13 protein-coding genes and 1 pseudogene are annotated in these 15,365 nt (G+C 75.0%); 5 read left to right on the top strand and 9 right to left on the bottom strand.

Annotation, left to right across the window (positions count from 1 at the left end):
* From ACGF3J_RS17290 to ACGF3J_RS17280, 3 genes and pseudogenes are all read right to left on the bottom strand, one after another.
* Positions 1-1,734, bottom strand: a complete 1,734-nt coding sequence (locus ACGF3J_RS17290; protein ID WP_161330430.1) for an L-aspartate oxidase — start codon at positions 1,732-1,734, stop codon at positions 1-3.
* Positions 1,731-2,732, bottom strand: coding sequence for a pantoate--beta-alanine ligase (gene panC, locus ACGF3J_RS17285; RefSeq protein ID WP_393854250.1), 1,002 nt, complete (start codon positions 2,730-2,732; stop codon positions 1,731-1,733). Before panC ends, ACGF3J_RS17290 begins: the two co-directional genes overlap by 4 nt.
* A 467-nt stretch (positions 2,733-3,199) precedes the next feature.
* Positions 3,200-4,135 (bottom strand): annotated as a pseudogene (locus ACGF3J_RS17280) (Rossmann-like and DUF2520 domain-containing protein); the annotation flags it as partial.
* Between the two features lie 134 nt (positions 4,136-4,269).
* Between ACGF3J_RS17280 and ACGF3J_RS17275 the strand changes: the two are divergent.
* Positions 4,270-5,457 carry a low specificity L-threonine aldolase gene (locus ACGF3J_RS17275; RefSeq protein ID WP_161326162.1) on the top strand — a complete coding sequence of 396 codons (1,188 nt, stop codon included), beginning with the start codon at positions 4,270-4,272 and terminating at the stop codon, positions 5,455-5,457.
* A 141-nt stretch (positions 5,458-5,598) separates the two neighbouring features.
* On the opposite strand, the gene ACGF3J_RS17270 is transcribed toward ACGF3J_RS17275, so the two are convergent.
* Positions 5,599-5,814 carry a hypothetical protein gene (locus ACGF3J_RS17270; protein WP_161326161.1) on the bottom strand — a complete coding sequence of 72 codons (216 nt, stop codon included), beginning with the start codon at positions 5,812-5,814 and terminating at the stop codon, positions 5,599-5,601.
* A gap of 169 nt (positions 5,815-5,983) precedes the next feature.
* Between ACGF3J_RS17270 and ACGF3J_RS17265 the strand changes: the two genes are divergently transcribed.
* Positions 5,984-7,090, top strand: a complete 1,107-nt coding sequence (locus tag ACGF3J_RS17265; protein ID WP_161326160.1) for a DUF5937 family protein — start codon at positions 5,984-5,986, stop codon at positions 7,088-7,090.
* A gap of 108 nt (positions 7,091-7,198) precedes the next feature.
* On the opposite strand, the gene ACGF3J_RS17260 is transcribed toward ACGF3J_RS17265, so the two are convergent.
* Genes ACGF3J_RS17260 through ACGF3J_RS17250 form a run of 3 tightly spaced genes read right to left on the bottom strand, consistent with a single transcriptional unit; the run spans position 7,199 to position 9,836 of the window.
* Positions 7,199-7,849 carry an ATP-binding protein gene (locus ACGF3J_RS17260; protein WP_161326159.1) on the bottom strand — a complete coding sequence of 217 codons (651 nt, stop codon included), beginning with the start codon at positions 7,847-7,849 and terminating at the stop codon, positions 7,199-7,201.
* Positions 7,850-7,902: 53 nt separating this feature from the next.
* The gene (locus tag ACGF3J_RS17255; RefSeq protein WP_122616854.1) at positions 7,903-8,577 is read right to left on the bottom strand and encodes a response regulator transcription factor; all 675 of its coding nucleotides are present in this window, start codon (positions 8,575-8,577) and stop codon (positions 7,903-7,905) included.
* A gap of 53 nt (positions 8,578-8,630) precedes the next feature.
* Positions 8,631-9,836 (bottom strand): sensor histidine kinase, encoded by a 1,206-nt coding sequence (locus tag ACGF3J_RS17250; RefSeq protein WP_125494603.1) that lies wholly within the window; start codon positions 9,834-9,836, stop codon positions 8,631-8,633.
* A gap of 118 nt (positions 9,837-9,954) precedes the next feature.
* Here ACGF3J_RS17250 and ACGF3J_RS17245 point away from each other — a divergent pair, with 118 nt between their 5' ends.
* Positions 9,955-11,043, top strand: a complete 1,089-nt coding sequence (locus ACGF3J_RS17245) for an SAM-dependent methyltransferase (protein WP_161326158.1) — start codon at positions 9,955-9,957, stop codon at positions 11,041-11,043.
* Here the strand turns inward: ACGF3J_RS17245 and ACGF3J_RS17240 are convergent.
* Complete coding sequence (locus ACGF3J_RS17240) at positions 11,008-12,159, bottom strand: NADH-quinone oxidoreductase subunit D (protein WP_161326157.1); 1,152 nt, start codon at positions 12,157-12,159, stop codon at positions 11,008-11,010. The two genes, ACGF3J_RS17245 and ACGF3J_RS17240, sit on opposite strands and share 36 nt — an antisense overlap.
* A 31-nt stretch (positions 12,160-12,190) precedes the next feature.
* On the opposite strand from ACGF3J_RS17240, the gene ACGF3J_RS17235 reads away from it, so the two are divergent.
* Both ACGF3J_RS17235 and ACGF3J_RS17230 read left to right on the top strand, forming a co-directional pair.
* Positions 12,191-12,721, top strand: a complete 531-nt coding sequence (locus ACGF3J_RS17235) for a PH domain-containing protein (RefSeq protein ID WP_161326156.1) — start codon at positions 12,191-12,193, stop codon at positions 12,719-12,721.
* Positions 12,718-14,076: a PH domain-containing protein gene (locus ACGF3J_RS17230; protein WP_393854249.1), complete on the top strand. Its 1,359-nt coding sequence runs from the start codon at positions 12,718-12,720 to the stop codon at positions 14,074-14,076. Before ACGF3J_RS17235 ends, ACGF3J_RS17230 begins: the two co-directional genes overlap by 4 nt.
* Before the next feature lie 32 nt (positions 14,077-14,108).
* Here the strand turns inward: ACGF3J_RS17230 and ACGF3J_RS17225 are convergent, their stop codons facing one another.
* Positions 14,109-15,362: a hypothetical protein gene (locus tag ACGF3J_RS17225; RefSeq protein ID WP_393854248.1), complete on the bottom strand. Its 1,254-nt coding sequence runs from the start codon at positions 15,360-15,362 to the stop codon at positions 14,109-14,111.
* Between the last annotated feature and the right edge of the window lie 3 nt (positions 15,363-15,365).

The raw sequence follows: 15,365 nt of genomic DNA, 5'->3' as shown, positions 1-15,365 counted from the left end.
TCACTGCTCCTGGGGACGCTGCGTGGGCCGGGGTGTCTGGACGGTCGGGGGGAATTCTGGCGTGTCCGTGGTGTGCACGGCGAGGGTGCGGTCCGGGTTCAGGCGTACGACGATGTGGCGGGCCCAGGCGGTGTCGTCGCGGTCCGCGTGGTCCTCGCGCCAGTGGCAGCCGCGCGTCTCCTCGCGCCGGGCCGCGGCGGCCACCAGGACGCGGGCCACGCACATGAGGTTGGTGGCCTCCCAGGTGTCGACACCGGGTTCGGACGTCTTGCCGTGGTCCCGCAGGGCCTCGCGGGCCTCGGTGTGGAGGTGGTGCAGCCGGTCGGCGGCCCGGGTGAGGGAGCCCGCCGAGCGCAGGACGCCCGCGCCCTCGGTCATGATCCGCTGGATGGCGAGGCGGGACTCCGGGGGGAGCAGGGGGTGCGCCGGGTGCGCGGGGTGCGGGAGCGGGGCGGGCACGCGCGCGTGGAGGACGTCGTCCGCGTGGCTCGCCGCGATGTCGGCCGCGATGCGCTCGGCGTAGACCAGCCCTTCGAGGAGGGAGTTGGAGGCGAGGCGGTTGGCGCCGTGCACGCCGGTGCAGGCGACCTCTCCGCACGCGTAGAGGCCGGGGACCGTGGTGCGGCCCGCGGCGTCGGTGCGGACGCCGCCGGAGGCGTAGTGGGCGGCCGGGGCGACCGGGATCGGCTCGGTGACCGGGTCGATGCCGTGCGACCGGCAGGCGGCGAGGATCGTGGGGAAGCGGCTCTCCCACATGTCGGCGCCGAAGTGCCGCGCGTCCAGGTACATGTGCTCGGCGTCGCGCTCCAGCATGCGGCGCAGGATGCCCTTGGCGACGATGTCCCGGGGGGCGAGTTCCGCGAGTTCGTGCTGCCCCTCCATGAAGCGCACACCGTCCGCGTCCACCAGGTGGGCGCCCTCACCGCGTACCGCTTCCGAGACCAGGGGCTGCTGGCCCTCCGCGTCCGGGCCGAGGAAGAGGACCGTGGGGTGGAACTGGACGAACTCGAGGTCGCTCACCTCGGCGCCCGCGCGGAGGGCGAGCGCGACGCCGTCGCCGGTCGAGACGGACGGGTTGGTCGTCGCCGAGAAGACCTGGCCCATGCCGCCGGTCGCCAGCACCACCGCGGGGGCGTGCACGGCCCCCACGCCGTCGTGCTGCCCCTCGCCCATCACGTGCAGGGTGACGCCCGCGGTGCGGCCCCCGGCGTCCGTGAGGAGGTCGAGCACCAGGGCGTTCTCGACGGTGCGCAGTCCACGCGCGCGTACCGCCTCGACCAGGGCGCGGGAGATCTCCGCGCCGGTGGCGTCGCCGCCGGCGTGCGCGATGCGGCGGCGGTGGTGGCCGCCCTCGCGGGTGAGCGCCAGGCCGCCCTCGGTGGACTCGTCGAAGTGCGCGCCGGTCTCGATGAGGCGGCGTACGGCGTCGGGGCCCTCGGTGACCAGGATGCGGACCGCCTCCGGGTCGCACAGGCCCGCCCCGGCGACCAGGGTGTCGTCCAGGTGCTGCTCGGGGGTGTCGCCCTCGCCGAGGGCCGCGGCGATGCCGCCCTGGGCCCAGCGGGTGGAGCCGTCGTCGAGGCGGGCCTTGGTGACCACCACCGTGCGCAGTCCCGCCGCCTCGCAGCGCAGGGCCGCGGTGAGGCCCGCCACGCCGGAGCCGACGACCACCACGTCCGCGTCGAGGGCCCAGCCGGGCGCGGGGGCGTGCAGACGTATGCCTGTGCTGGTCACGAGGCGGCTCCGAAGGTGAGGGGGACGTTGTCGATCAGCCGGGTCGCGCCGACCCGGGCGGCGACGGCGAGAACGGCCTCGCCGGTGTGGTCGTCGTCGATCTCGGTGAAGTCGGCCGGGTCGACGAGGGCGAGGTAGTCCAGCTCCAGCGGCGGGGTGGCCCGGGCGGCGTCGTCCAGGACCAGGCGGGCGGCGGCCCGGACGGCCGTGGCGCTGCCCGGGGCGGACGTGGCGACGGCGTGGGCGTCGGCCGCCGCGCGGGACTCGCCCAGGGCGCTGAGGGCCTCGGCGCGGGCCTGGGTGGCCGGGACCTCGCGGGCACGCGCGCACAGCGCCTCCTGGGCGGCGTGCCGGTCCAGGCCCGCGAAGAGCGCCTGGGAGAGCGCGAGGGCCGTGCGGCGCTCCGGGGCGGAGAGGTAGCGGTTGCGGCTGGACAGGGCCAGGCCGTCCTCCTCGCGCACCGTGGGGACGCCGATGATCTCCACGCCGAAGTTGAGGTCGCGGACCATGCGGCGGATGAGCGCGAGCTGCTGGGCGTCCTTCTGACCGTAGAGGGCCAGGTCGGGGCGGGTGAGGTGGAGCAGCTTCGCGACGACGGTGAGCATGCCGTCGAAGTGGCCTGGGCGGGAGGCGCCCTCCAGGCGTTCGCCCATCGGGCCGGCGGCGACGCGCACCTGGGGTTCGCCGCCGGGGTAGACCTCGTCGACGGAGGGGGCGAAGACGGCGTCCGCGCCCGCCCGCGCGGCGATCTCCAGGTCGGCGTCCAGGGTGCGCGGGTAGCGGTCCAGGTCCTCGCCGGCGCCGAACTGGAGCGGGTTGACGAAGACGGTGGCGACGACCTCGCCGTCCGGGCCGGCCAGGTCGCGCGCCGTGCGGATCAGGGTGGCGTGGCCCTCGTGCAGGGCGCCCATGGTCATCACGACGGCCCGGCGGCCGCGCCGCACCCGCGCGTGGAGTTCGCCGGCGGTGCGCAGCAGAACGGGCGGGGTGGTGGTCATCGGGCGTCTCCCTCGGGGCCGTCGGGGCCGGTGGGTCCCTCGGAGCGGTCGGGGCCGGTGGGTCCGTCGGGGCGGTCGGGGCCGATGGGTCCGTCGGGGCGGTCGGGGCCGGTGGGTCCGTCGGGGCGGTCGGGGCCGGTGGGTCCCTCGGGGCTGTCGGGGCTGGTGGGCCCCTCGGAGCGGTCGGGGCCGGTCGGTCCGTCGGGGCCGCCGAGACCGGCGGGCCCTTCGGGGCCTGTGGGGCCCTCGGGGCCCTCGGGGCCGTCAGGGCCAGTGGGCCCCGCAGGACCGTTGGGCCCCGCGGGGCGGGTGGGTCCCTCGCGACCGTCCGAGCCGGTCGGTCCCGCGGGGCCGCCGGAGTCGGTGTGCCGCTCAGAACGGTCAGCGCCGGTCGACCCGTCACGGCCGCCGGGCCCGGTCGACCCCGCGGGGCCCGTGGTGCCGGTCGACCCCGCGGGGCCCCTCGTGCCGGTCGATCCCGCAGGGCCCGTGGGGCCCGGCCCTGCTTCGGCGAGTACCCCGAGCAGGTCCTCGGCCAGTTCGGCCTTCAGCAGGCCGTGGGCCAGCGCGCGGTCGGCCGTCGCGCGGGCCATCGCCAGGTAGCCGGCCACGGCCTGCGGCGCGTGCTCGCGCAGCTCCACGATGTGCGCGGCGACCGTGCCCGCGTCCCCGCGCGCGACGGGGCCGGTGAGGGCCGCGTCGCCGGAGCGCAGGGCGTTGTCGAGGGAGGCGCCCAGCAGAGGGCCGAGCATCCGGTCGGGGGCCGCCACGCCGGCCGTGCGCAGCAGCTCCATGGACTGGGCGACCAGGGTGACCAGGTGGTTGGCGCCCAGGGCGAGCGCCGCGTGGTAGAGCGGGCGCCGGTCCTCGGCGATCCACTCCGGCTCGCCGCCCATCTCGATGACCAGGGCCTCGGCGGCCAGCCGCAGCTCCTCGGGCGCGGTGACGCCGAAGGAGCAGCCGGCCAGCCGCTGGACGTCCACGGGGGTGCCGGTGAAGGTCATCGCCGGGTGCAGGGCGAGCGGCAGGGCGCCGGCCCGCAGCGCCGGGTCCAGGACCCTCGCGCCGTACCGTCCGGAGGTGTGCGCCAGCAGCTGGCCCGGCCGCACGGCACCGGTCTCGGCGAGGCCGGTCACCAGGCCGGGCAGGGCGTCGTCGGGGACGGTCAGCAGGACCAGTTCGGCGCGCTGCAGGACCTCGGCGGGCGCCATGAGGGGCACGTCGGGCAGGAGCGCGGCGGCGCGCCGCCTGGAGGCGTCGGAGACCCCGGAGACGGCCACCGGGCGGTGACCGGCGAGCTGGAGGGACGCGGCCAGCGCGGGGCCCACGCGTCCGGCGCCGACAACGCCTACGGTGAGCCGCGCGGGGCGGTCCTTGGGGTCTGGCTGTGGGCTTGTGTTCACGCGAGGACGGCCTTCCCGTTCCAGTCCGCTCGGGGTACCGGACGATTTCTCGTCATGTTAACGCGATTGGTTCGGGGGGCGTTCGGTTGTCCACAGGCTGTGGGTTTCCGCCCCGCACCCGGCATGATCCCGGCATGACTGACACCGTGGAGGAAAGTGGCGGACCGGCCGGGCAGGAGGCGCCCCCGGCGGAGCGGAACCGGCGGACGCGGGAGCGGCGGGTCGCCGTCCAGCGGGCCGCCCGCCGGGTGCTGGACCGCCCCGGCCACCTGCGGACCGTCCGCGAACGGCTGGCGGTGCTCGACGACGTCCAGGACCTCTACGACCTGGACGAGCCGGTGGACATGTACGGCAACGGCGTCGTCGAGGCCCTGGAGGAGCGGACCGCCCTGCTGCTGGGCCTCGAGGCCGCCGCCTTCTTCCCGACGGGCACGATGGCCCAGCAGGTCGCCCTGCGCTGCTGGGCCGGCCGCACCGGCGATCCGACGGTCGCGTTGCACGGGCTCAGCCATCCCGAGGTGCACGAACGGAACGCGTTCAGCCGGGTCAGCGGGCTGCGACCGGTGCGGGTGACCAGTGAGCCCCGGCTGCCGACCGCGGCGGAGGTGCGCGACTTCGAGGAGCCCTTCGGGGCGCTGATGCTGGAGCTGCCCCTGCGGGACGCCGGTTACGTGCTGCCCACCTGGGAGGAGCTGACCGAGGTCGTCGCCGCCGCGCGGGAGCGGGACGCGGTGGTCCACTTCGACGGCGCCCGGCTGTGGGAGACCACCGTGCACTTCGGCCGGCCGCTGGCAGAGATCGCGGGCCTCGCGGACAGCGTCTACGTGTCGTTCTACAAGTCGCTCGGCGGCTTCGGCGGCGCCGCGCTCGCCGGTCCGCGCACGCTGGTGGAGGAGGCGCGCGCGTGGCGGCACCGCTACGGCGGCGCCCTGTTCCAGCAGTTCCCCACCGCCCTGTCGGCGCTGGCGGGACTGGAGCGGACACTGCCGCGACTGCCCGAACAGGTCGCCCACGCGCGCGTGGTGGCCGCCGCGCTGCGCGAGGGTTTCGCGGCGGCCGGCGTCCCGTGGGCGCGGGTGCAGCCCGAGGTGCCGCACACCCACCAGTTCCGGGTCTGGCTGCCCTACGACGCCGAAGTGCTGGGCGAGGCCGCGCTCCGGCAGGGCGAGGAGACCGGCGTCCTGCTGTTCGCCGGGCCCTGGGACCCCGCCGGGCCCGGGATCGCCGTCGCGGAGGTCGGTGTGGGGGTGGCCGGCCTGGAGTGGACGCCCGACGACGTGCGGGCGGCGGTCGCGGACTTCGTGGCCGGGCTGGAGGGCTGAGCGGCGGACCGCGTCGTGCCCGGGGCACCCGGCCCGGCGAACCGCGTCGGCCCGGGACACCCGGCGCCACCACCCGCGCAGGGCACACCTCGGACGGCCGCTCACCTCGCGGCCGGACCGCGCGACCGAGCGGCGGCCGGCTCAGCCCAGGGCGCGCTGGAGCCGGGACCACCACCCGCGCAGCGCGCGCCGCAGTCGGCCGTGGGCGGGGCGTCCGGCGAGTACGGCCCGGAACCGGCGGCGTTCGTGCCACTCGCGCACCACCTGCCGGTCGTGGGTGCCGGGCGCGGGCGGGACGGGCTCGCCGAGCTGCCGGGCACGGTAGGTGTCGAGGAGGTACTGCTGCGTGATGCTCATGGCGGATCGCCTTCTCCCGGGGACGGGTCGGAGACATTGCGGTGGGGCGGGGGCTCCGCGGCTGCCCCGGTGACCCCAGCCTGCTCCGGTCCCGCCCGGCCGTCGCGCCGATTGACGGCCGCGGTCAATCGGCTGCTGAGTTGTCAGTGGCGGCGTGCACCATGGGGGCATGAGCGTGCGCATCGACATCGCGGGGCTGCGGCCGGAGAGGGTCGCCGTCGTGCCCTCACCCCTGGCCGAGCTGGGCATGGCGCTGCACGCGCTGTCCGAGCCGGGGCACCACCCCGGTCTGCAGGGCTGGGCCACGGGCGTGACCGCCCGGCTCGACTCGCATCTGGCCGACCGGATGTGCGAGGCGGACTTCCTGTGGCGGACCACCTTCTCGGACCTGTTCATGCCGTTCGCCGGGGTGCCGGGCCGCAGCACGCTGCCCGGCGCCACCCTCGCCGAGGACCTCGACCTGCTGGACAAGCTGTCCGACGAGCAGTTCGTGGACGCGGCCCTGGAGTTCACCTGCGCGCTGCCGTACAGCACCGGAGGGGTCTCCGCGCTCGCCAGCGCCGAGGTGCGCAGGCGAGCCCTGGACCTCGCCGCCGCGCGCGGCCCGCAGCAACTGCGTTTCAGCGAGCGGCTGCTGGTCGACCCGCCCCGGATCCGGGACTGGCTGCGGCAGTTCGCGCACGACTGCGACGAGGCGTTCTTCGCGGAGGCCTGGTCCCGGCTGCGCCACCAGCTCGCGGCGGACGCCCGGCTCAAGACGGACCTGCTGCGCCGCAAGGGCCTCGCCGAGGCGCTGGCCGCCGTCTCCACGGCGGTGACGCTGGACGAGGGCGCCGCACGGATCACGGTCGACAAGCTGGGCGACGGCCGCTCCGCGACGGCGGACGGCGGCCTGCTGCTCGTCCCGACCAGCCTGGGCTGGCCGCACCTGATGGTCCTGCACCGGCACGGCTGGCAGCCGGTGCTGCACTACCCGGTCGGCTCCCCGGAGATGGCCTCGCCGCCCTCGGTCGAGCAGCTCACGCTGCGGATGACCGCGCTGTCCCACCCCGTCCGGATGCGGATCTGCCGGTTCCTGGCCCGCAGCGAGTACACCACCGGCGAGCTGGCGCAGACGCACGGCATGACGGCCCCCGAGATATCCCGGCACCTGGGCGTGCTGAAGAAGGCGGGGCTGATCACCACCCGCCGCCGCGGCCGGTACGTGCTGCACCAGCTGGACGTGACGGTGGTGGCCCGGCTGGGCAGCGACTTCCTGGAGGGGATACTCCGGTAGCCCGGCGCCTGGCGGTGCGCGGCGATGTGCGGGTGGTGCACGGGTGGTGCGGGGGGTGCGGGGGTTTCACGGTGGTGCGGGGGTTTCACGGGTGGTGCACGCGGCCGGTCAGTCGGCCCGGATGTGCCGGATCCCGACGCCCGCCTGCCTGATCCGGGTGCGCAGCACGCCCTCGTTGTTGGGCCTCAGAGTGAGTCCCGCCAGCACGGCGATCCGGTCGGCGGTCTTCGGGACGGTCGTGTGGTCCGTCCACAGGTGCTCGGCGAACTCCGGCTCGGCCAGCCGCTCCAGGCAGTGGTCGAGCTGCCCCACGGCCCAGGTGTCGCGACGCGGCCCGGGGCGCTTCCCACGGGCGTGCCCGGCGTACCTGACGTACCCGATCAGGTGGCCGAGGCCGCGCTCGCGCAGCCGCCGCAGCACCGTCTCGCGCTCGGCGAGGAGGGTGAAGTGGCGTACGTCGTGGCCCAGTTCGCCCAGGCGGCCCACGGTCTCGGCGAAGTACCCGGAGTCGGTGACCGTCATCGGCGCGATCACCACCCCGTCGTGCTTCGTGAGCGCCAGGTCGAGCACCTCGACCACGCCCTGCCGCCAGGAGGCCAGATCCTGGAAGTCTCCCCGCAGTTCGGGCGGCAGCGCTCGGTGCAGCCCGAAGCCCACGTGCTCGGGGTCGCAGACGACACTGCCCGGCAGCCGCCGCCGTATCTCGAAGGCGGTCTGTGTCTTGCCGCCCCCGAAGGGGCCGTTGATCCACAGGAGCATGCGCAGACCCTACCGACGCGGGCGCAGCGGCGGAGCCCCGTGAGCGGGTCCGCTCAGCCCTGTCCCCCGCCGGCCCGCACCAGCCCGGTCTCGTAGGCGAGCACCACGACCTGCACCCGGTCGCGCAGGTTCAGCTTGGTCAGGATGCGGCCCACGTGCGTCTTCACGGTCGCCTCCGACAGCACGAGCCGCGCCGCGATCTCCCCGTTGGACATGCCCTGCGCGACCAGCACCATGACCTCGCGCTCCCGGTCGGTGAGCCGATGGAGCTCCTTGTGCCGGGGCTCCTGGCCGGTGGCCGGCAGCATCGGCGCGAAGCGGTCGAGGAGCCGGCGGGTGGTGGAGGGGGCGACGACCGCGTCGCCGCTGTGCACGGAGCGGATGGCGGCGAGCAGTTCGCCGGGCGGCACGTCCTTGAGCATGAAGCCGGAGGCACCCGCCTTCAGCGCCGAGAAGGCGTACTCGTCGAGGTCGAAGGTGGTCAGGATCAGCACCTTGGGCGCGTCGGGGTCCACGCAGATCCGGGCGGTGGTCTCGACGCCGTCGAGCTTGGGCATCCGGACGTCCATGAGGACGACGTCCACGGCGGTCGAGCGCAGCACCTGGAGGGCCTCGACGCCGTCGCCCGCCTCCGCGACGACCTCCATGTCCGGCTGGGCCGCCAGCACCATCCGGAACCCGGTGCGCAGCAGCACCTGGTCGTCGACGAGCATTACGCGGATCGCCATCGGGGCCTCTTCCTTACAGGTGTCAACGCGGTACGTGCGTGCGGGGGCGGTCGTCAGTGTGCGGGTTTCAGCGGCAGCAACGCACTGATGCGGAATCCTCCGCCCGGTCGCGGTCCCGCGTCCAGGGTCCCGCCGACCATGCCGATCCGCTCGCGCATGCCGATCAGCCCGTGACCCTGGCCGTCGAACCCGCCCTCCTCGTACAGCTCGTGCGGAGCGCCCTTGCCGTCGTCCTCGATGAGCAGTCCGAGTCCGTCGTCGAAGTAGACCAGGCGCACGCTCGCGCCCGCGTTGGGCCCGCCGTGCTTGCGGGTGTTGGTCAGCGCCTCCTGGACGATGCGGTACGCGGTCAGCTCGACGCCGCTGGGCAGCTGCCGCGGGGTGCCCTCGACCTTGAAGTCGACCGGCAGCCCGGAGGTCCGGCAGTGCTCGACGAGGTCCTCGATCTGCTGGACGTCGGGCTGCGGGACGTACTCTCCGGCCTCCTGGTGCTCGCCGGTGCGCAGCACGCCGAGCAGGCGGCGCATCTCGGCGAGCGCCTGGCGGCCGGTGGAGGAGATGGTCTCCAGGGCCTTCTTCGCCTGGTCGGGGGCCGCGTCCAGGACGTAGGCGGCGCCGTCGGCCTGGACGACCATGACGGACACGTTGTGCGCGACGACGTCGTGCAGCTCGCGGGCGATCCGGGCGCGTTCGGCGGCGACGGCGACCTTGGCCTGCGCCTCGCGCTCCTTCTCCAGCCGGGCGGCCCGCTCCTCCAGCTGCGCGAAGTAGGCGCGGCGGGTGCGGATGGAGTCGCCGAGCACCCAGGCGAGCGCGAAGGGCACCGCCTGGAAGACCGTTATGGCGATGTTGCTCCCTATCCCCAGCTCGTCGTCGGCCCAGCGCAGCTGGGCGAAGGGCGCGGCGCACAGCCCGACGGCGAGAGCGGTGCGGGAGGCCCAGCGGGCGCCGGTCGCGGCGACCGTGTAGACGATCACGAGGAAGGCGAAGTCGGACGGCATCGTGGAGACGTCCAGCGCCAGCTGCCCCACGCCGAGTGCGACGGCGAGCAGCAGCATCTTCTCCGGCATCCGCTGGCGCAGCGCGATCACGACGCTCAGCAGCACGGCGAAGGGGACGATCAGCGCCATGAGGTGCGTGCCCTCGTCCGACGTCCCCGGGCCCGACACGGACACCAGGGAGACCCCGAGGACGACGAGGGCCCAGAAACTGTCGACCCCTGTCGGGTGTCGGCGGAGGAAATCGTAGAGGCGCTGCACGTAACCCAGCGTAGGGAAGCGGAATAGGTGCAGGGGTCAACCGGAGGGTCGATCCGTATCCGCCGCGCATACTCCGCAAGGTGGAGGCCCCGCTCTTCTGTGCCCCTAGCCTGGGCCTGTGACAGCAGGGACGACAGGGGCCGAAGAGGTTCCAGAGGCGCACGGCGAGTGGCGTGGCTGGAGGGAGGCCGCACAGGAGGCCCTGTACGGGCCCGGGGGTTTCTACCGGGCCGGTCCGGAGGGCCCGGCCGGGCATTTCCGCACGTCCGTCCACGCCTCGCCGCTCTTCGCGGCGGCGGTGGCGCGGCTGCTGTGCCGGGTCGACGAGGCCCTGGGCCGGCCCGCCCCGCTGGCCTTCGTGGACATGGCGGCCGGGCGGGGCGAACTGGTCACCGGCGTGCTGGCCGCGCTGCCCGCCGAGGTGTCGGCCCGCACGCGCGCGTACGCCGTCGAGGTCGCCGGGCGTCCCGAGGGTCTCGACCACCGGATCGAGTGGCTCGCCGAGCCGCCGCGCGGGATCACCGGGCTGCTGTTCGCCAACGAGTGGCTGGACAACGTGCCGGTGGAGGTGGCGGAGGTGGACGCCGCGGGCGTGGCGCGGCGGGTGCTGGTCCGCGGCGACGGGACGGAGCGGCTCGGCGGACCGGTGGCCGGGGCGGAGGCCGCGTGGCTGGCGCGGTGGTGGCCGCTGCCCGGCGAGGAGGGGCTGCGGGCCGAGATCGGGCTGCCCCGGGACACCGCCTGGGCGTCGGCCGTGGCGTCGCTGGACGCGGGGCTCGCGGTGGCCGCCGACTACGCGCACACCGTGGACTCCCGCCCGCCGTTCGGAACGCTCACCGGCTTCCGCGCGGGGCGGGAGACGCGGCCGGTTCCCGACGGGTCGTGCGACATCACCGCGCATGTCGCGCTGGACGCGTGTGCGTCGGCCCACGCCGCGAGGTGCGCTCCGGATCGCACGCCCCCGGACGCCCTCGTACGCCCCCAGCGCGAGGCCCTGCGCGCCCTCGGGCTCACGGGCGTACGCCCCCCGCTCGCGCTGGCCTCCACCGACCCGGCGGGGTACCTGCGCGCCCTGACGCGCGCCTCGCAGGCGGCCGAACTGCTCGCGCCGGGCGGTCTCGGTGACTTCGGGTGGCTGCTCCAGCCGGTGGGCGGCGTGGACGCCGCCGCGCTACTTGTCGATGTCGCCGACGACGAAGAACAGTGACCCGAGGATCGCCACCATGTCCGCGACCAGCGTGCCGGGCAGCAGCTCGGTCAGCGCCTGGATGTTGTTGAACGAGGCCGAGCGCAGCTTCAGCCGGTACGGCGTCTTCTCGCCCTTGCTGACCAGGTAGTAGCCGTTGATGCCGAGCGGGTTCTCGGTCCAGGCGTACGTGTGGCCCTCGGGCGCCTTCAGCACCTTGGGGAGCCGCTGGTTGACCGGCCCGGGCGCCAGCTCGGCCAGGCGGTCCAGGCAGGCGTCGGCGAGGTCGAGGGCGTTGTGCGTCTGCTCCAGGAGGACCTCGAAGCGGGCGAGGCAGTCCCCCTCGGTGCGGGTGACGACCCTCAGGGTGTCCTGGAGTTCGCCGTAGGCGAGGTACGGCTCGTCGCGCCGCAGGTCGAAGTCGACGCCGGAGGCGCGCGCGATCGGCCCGCTGACGCCGTAGGCGTGCACGGCCTCGGGCGTCAGGGCACCCACCCCGCGCGTGCGCCCGCGGAAGATCTCGTTGCCGAGCACCAGGTCGTCGAAGACGTCCATGCGCGAGCGCACGGCGGCGACGGCGGCACGCGCGCGCGTGGTCCAGCCCGCCGGGAGGTCCTCCTTGAGGCCGCCGACGCGGTTGAACATGTAGTGCATGCGCCCGCCGGAGACCTCCTCCATGACGTTCTGGAGGACCTCCCGCTCCCGGAAGGCGTAGAAGACCGGGGTGATCCCGCCCAGTTCCAAGGGGTACGACCCCAGGAACATCAGGTGGTTGAGCACCCGGTTCAGCTCCGCGAGCAGCGTCCGCGTCCACACCGCCCGCGTGGGGACCTCCATGCCGAGCATCCGCTCGACGGCGAGGACGACGCCCAGTTCGTTGGAGAACGCCGACAGCCAGTCGTGGCGGTTGGCGAGCACGATGATCTGCCGGTAGTCCCGGGCCTCGAAGAGCTTCTCCGCGCCGCGGTGCATGTAGCCGATCACGGGCTCGGCGCTGGTGATGCGCTCGCCGTCCAGGACGAGCCTGAGCCGCAGCACGCCGTGCGTGGAGGGATGCTGGGGCCCGATGTTGAGCACCATGTCGGTGCTCTCCGCGGCGCCGCCGATCCCGACCATGGTCTCCGTCGTAGGAGTCATGAACACAGTCTCCCCTACGTACGCTGGCCTCATGGAGACGGGGAGCCCTGACGACGCGGGCACGGCGGGGGCGACGGATGCGGCGGTTCCGGCGCGCGACGAGCCGGTGTGGACCGGCCTGCCGCCAGGACTGCTGCGCATGAGGCGGCTGTTGCTCGTGGTGTGGCTGGGGCTGCTGACACTCGCCGCGGGGCTGCTGCCCGGCCTGTTCCTCGGGGCCCCGTGGGCGGCCCTGGCGCTGCCGCCGCTCGCCCTGCTGGCCTGGGGCTGGGTCATGCTGGAACGCAACTGGCGCTCCTGGCGGTACGCCGAGCGCGCCGACGACCTGCTGATCAGCCGGGGCGTGCTGTGGCGGGAGGAGACCGTGGTGCCCTACGGCCGGATGCAGCTGGTCGAGGTCACCTCCGGGCCGGTCGAGCGGCACTTCGGCCTCGCCAGCGTGCAACTGCACACGGCCGCCGCCGCGACCGACGCGACCATCCCCGGCCTCGACCCGGCCGAGGCGGAACGCCTGCGCGACCGCCTCACGGAGCTGGGCGAGGCCCGATCGGCGGGGCTGTGACCACCCCCGGGGCCGGCGGCTCCACCCGGGCCACCGAGCACGTACCGCCCCCGGGAGCGGACGGCGTCACCGAACGCCGCCTGCACCCCGTCACCCCGCTGCGCCGCGCGTGGGCACCGGTCGCCGTGCTCGTCGGCTGGGCGGTGCACGACCCCGACCAGGCGCAGCGCCAGCTGACCCGGCTGACCACGACCCATCTCCTCATCGGCCTCGCCGTACTGATCCCGGCCGCCGGCCTCTACGGCTTCCTGACCTGGTGGTTCACCCACTACGCGGTGACCGACACGGAGCTGCGCATCCGCACCGGGCTGCTGTTCCGCCGTACCGCTCACATCCGCCTCGAACGCATCCAGGCCATCGACGTCACCCAGCCGCTGCTGGCCCGGGTCGCGGGGGTCGCCAAGCTCAAACTCGACGTCATAGGGACCGGCAAGAAGGACGAACTGGCCTTCCTGGGCGCCGGTGACGCCCGGGCGCTGCGGGCCGAGCTGCTCGCCCGCGCGGCCGGCTTCGCACCCGAGACCGCGCACGAGGTCGGTGAGGCGCCCGCCCGGCAACTGCTGCGGGTGCCGCCCGGTGTGCTGGCCGTTTCGCTGCTGCTGACCGGCGCGACCTGGGGAACGCTGCTCGCCGCCGTGGTCGTACCGACGCTGCTGTGGCTGGCCACCCACAACCTGTGGACGGTGCTGGCCACCGCCATCCCCCTCGTGGGCGCCGCGGGCGCGAGCAGCGCGGGCCGGTTCGTCGGGGAGTACGACTGGACCGTGGCCGAGTCCCAGGACGGGCTCCGCATCGACCACGGCCTGCTGGACCGGGCCCACGAGACGGTGCCGCCGGGCCGGGTGCAGACCGTGCGGATCGTGGAGCCGCTGCTGTGGCGGCGGCGCCGCTGGGTGCGGGTGGAGCTGGACGTGGCCGGCTCGTCGAACTCCGTGCTGCTGCCGGTCGCCCCGCGCGAGATCGCCGAGTCGGTCGTCGCGCGGGTGCTGCCCGGGGTGACCGTGCCGGCGGCGCGGGACCTGTCACGTCCGCCGCGGCGCGCGGCGCGGTGCAGGCCGCTGTGGTGGCGCGGCTACGGCCTCGCCGTCACCGACGCGGTCTTCGCGGCCCGGTACGGACTTCTGCGGCGCAGCCTGGCGCTGGTGCCGCACGCCAAGGTGCAGAGCGTCCGGCTGACCCAGGGGCCCTGGCAGCGGGCGCTGCGGCTGGCGGACGTACGGGTGGACACGGGGGCGAACAAGACCGTGACCGCGCGGCTGCGGGACGCCGACGAGGCGGCCCGGCTGCTGGACAGCCAGGCGGAACGGTCCCGGACCGGGCGCCGGGACGCGCCACCGGACCGCTGGATGGCCTGAGCCGCCCCGGGCCCGCCACGAGGGCCTGTCGCTCAGGACACCGCGCTGCGCAGCCCCTGCATGTCGATCTGCTCGGTCTCGTCGTGTTCCGTCAGGTCGATCACCTGGCCGACCCCCCGGGACTCCTCGCCGGCCGGCTTGAAGGCGGCCTCCGCCTCGGCCTTGTGCAGGGCGAGGGCCTCCTGGCCGACCACGTCGGCGAGATCCTCGTTCTGGACGGTCGCCAGTGCGGCGTCGGAGGGCCCCGCGCCGTCCCCGCCGTCCGCTTCCTCCCCCGGCTCCTTGATGCCGAAGAAGTCGAAGCCGCCCTCGACCGACGGACGCCGCGCCGGAGCCGCCGGTACGACGGCCACCGCGGTCGGCACCGTGAAGTGACCGTCGGCCCGCCGGGTGGGCCGGTCGGGCGGAGCGGGCCGTTCGTCGGACTGCGTCGCCGGAGCGGCGGGTGCGGAGCTCTCGTGCGCGTCGGCCGCCTCGGGCTCCCCCTGCGCCTCCTCCTCCTCCTGGGCCGCCTCGGGCGCGGTCGCGCTCTCGCCACCGCCGCTGCCGCCGTCGTCACCGCCGTCGCCATCGTCGTCGCCGTCCTCCTCGTCGGAGGAGTCGCCGCCGTCGTCCCGGTCGCCACCGTCCGGGCCGTTCGGCGCGTCCCCGTCGAAGCGCTCGAGGGCCGCGTTGGCCCGGAGGAACAGCCGCGAGCCCGCGGGCGAGAAGACGGCCGGCGCCTCGTCCTTCTCCGCCTCGCCCGTGTCCTCGGCGGCCGGGACACCGTCCTCGCCGGTCTTCTCCTCGGCCGGTGCCGGTCGCGCCGCCGGCAGCGCGGGCGCCGACGGCGCCGCCTCTATCTCCAGCAGGCGGCGGCCCTCCAGCGCCGTGGCGCGCTCGGTCTCCGCCGTGGCGTAGCGCCGCAGCAGCGAGGCGTGCTCGTTGCGCAGCCCCGCCAGTTCGGTGCGCTTGGCCCGCAGCCGGTGCTCCAGCTTGACGCGCAGTTCGCGCGACTCCTCCAGGTCGGACTCCAGTTCGGCGACCCGTTCCTCGTAGCGCCACTCGTCGCTCGCCCGCGCGCGCGTGAGGTCGGCGACGCGCCTGCCCGCCTGTGCGTCCCAGTGCCGCATGACGACCGCGCCGACGACGGCCGTCACCGCGGCGGCCGCGGCCAGCACACGGAGGATCATGGTCTCGCTGAACACCCAGGGGCCGAGGGCGCAGACGACCGAGACGCCTGCGATCGCCGACGGAGGAAGCAGCCTGTGCAGAGGCGGGGAATGGCGGTGACGTCCACGTGGCATGGC

The sequence above is a fragment of the Streptomyces sp. NPDC048171 genome (genome assembly GCF_043202655.1).
In the GTDB taxonomy this organism is placed as follows: Bacteria; Actinomycetota; Actinomycetes; order Streptomycetales; family Streptomycetaceae; genus Streptomyces.
The sequence above is the reverse complement of the archived record's forward strand: the minus strand, read 5'-3'. Positions and strand labels throughout refer to the sequence as shown.

Coding starts and splice junctions, on each gene's coding strand:
- ACGF3J_RS17275 (WP_161326162.1), top strand. CDS start 4,270: ATGACTGACACCGTGGAGGAAAGTGGCGGACCGGCCGGGCAGGAGGCG.
- ACGF3J_RS17240 (WP_161326157.1), bottom strand. CDS start 12,159: ATGACTCCTACGACGGAGACCATGGTCGGGATCGGCGGCGCCGCGGAG.
- panC (WP_393854250.1), bottom strand. CDS start 2,732: ATGACCACCACCCCGCCCGTTCTGCTGCGCACCGCCGGCGAACTCCAC.
- ACGF3J_RS17235 (WP_161326156.1), top strand. CDS start 12,191: ATGGAGACGGGGAGCCCTGACGACGCGGGCACGGCGGGGGCGACGGAT.
- ACGF3J_RS17270 (WP_161326161.1), bottom strand. CDS start 5,814: ATGAGCATCACGCAGCAGTACCTCCTCGACACCTACCGTGCCCGGCAG.
- ACGF3J_RS17260 (WP_161326159.1), bottom strand. CDS start 7,849: ATGCTCCTGTGGATCAACGGCCCCTTCGGGGGCGGCAAGACACAGACC.
- ACGF3J_RS17255 (WP_122616854.1), bottom strand. CDS start 8,577: ATGGCGATCCGCGTAATGCTCGTCGACGACCAGGTGCTGCTGCGCACC.
- ACGF3J_RS17225 (WP_393854248.1), bottom strand. CDS start 15,362: ATGCCACGTGGACGTCACCGCCATTCCCCGCCTCTGCACAGGCTGCTT.
- ACGF3J_RS17265 (WP_161326160.1), top strand. CDS start 5,984: ATGAGCGTGCGCATCGACATCGCGGGGCTGCGGCCGGAGAGGGTCGCC.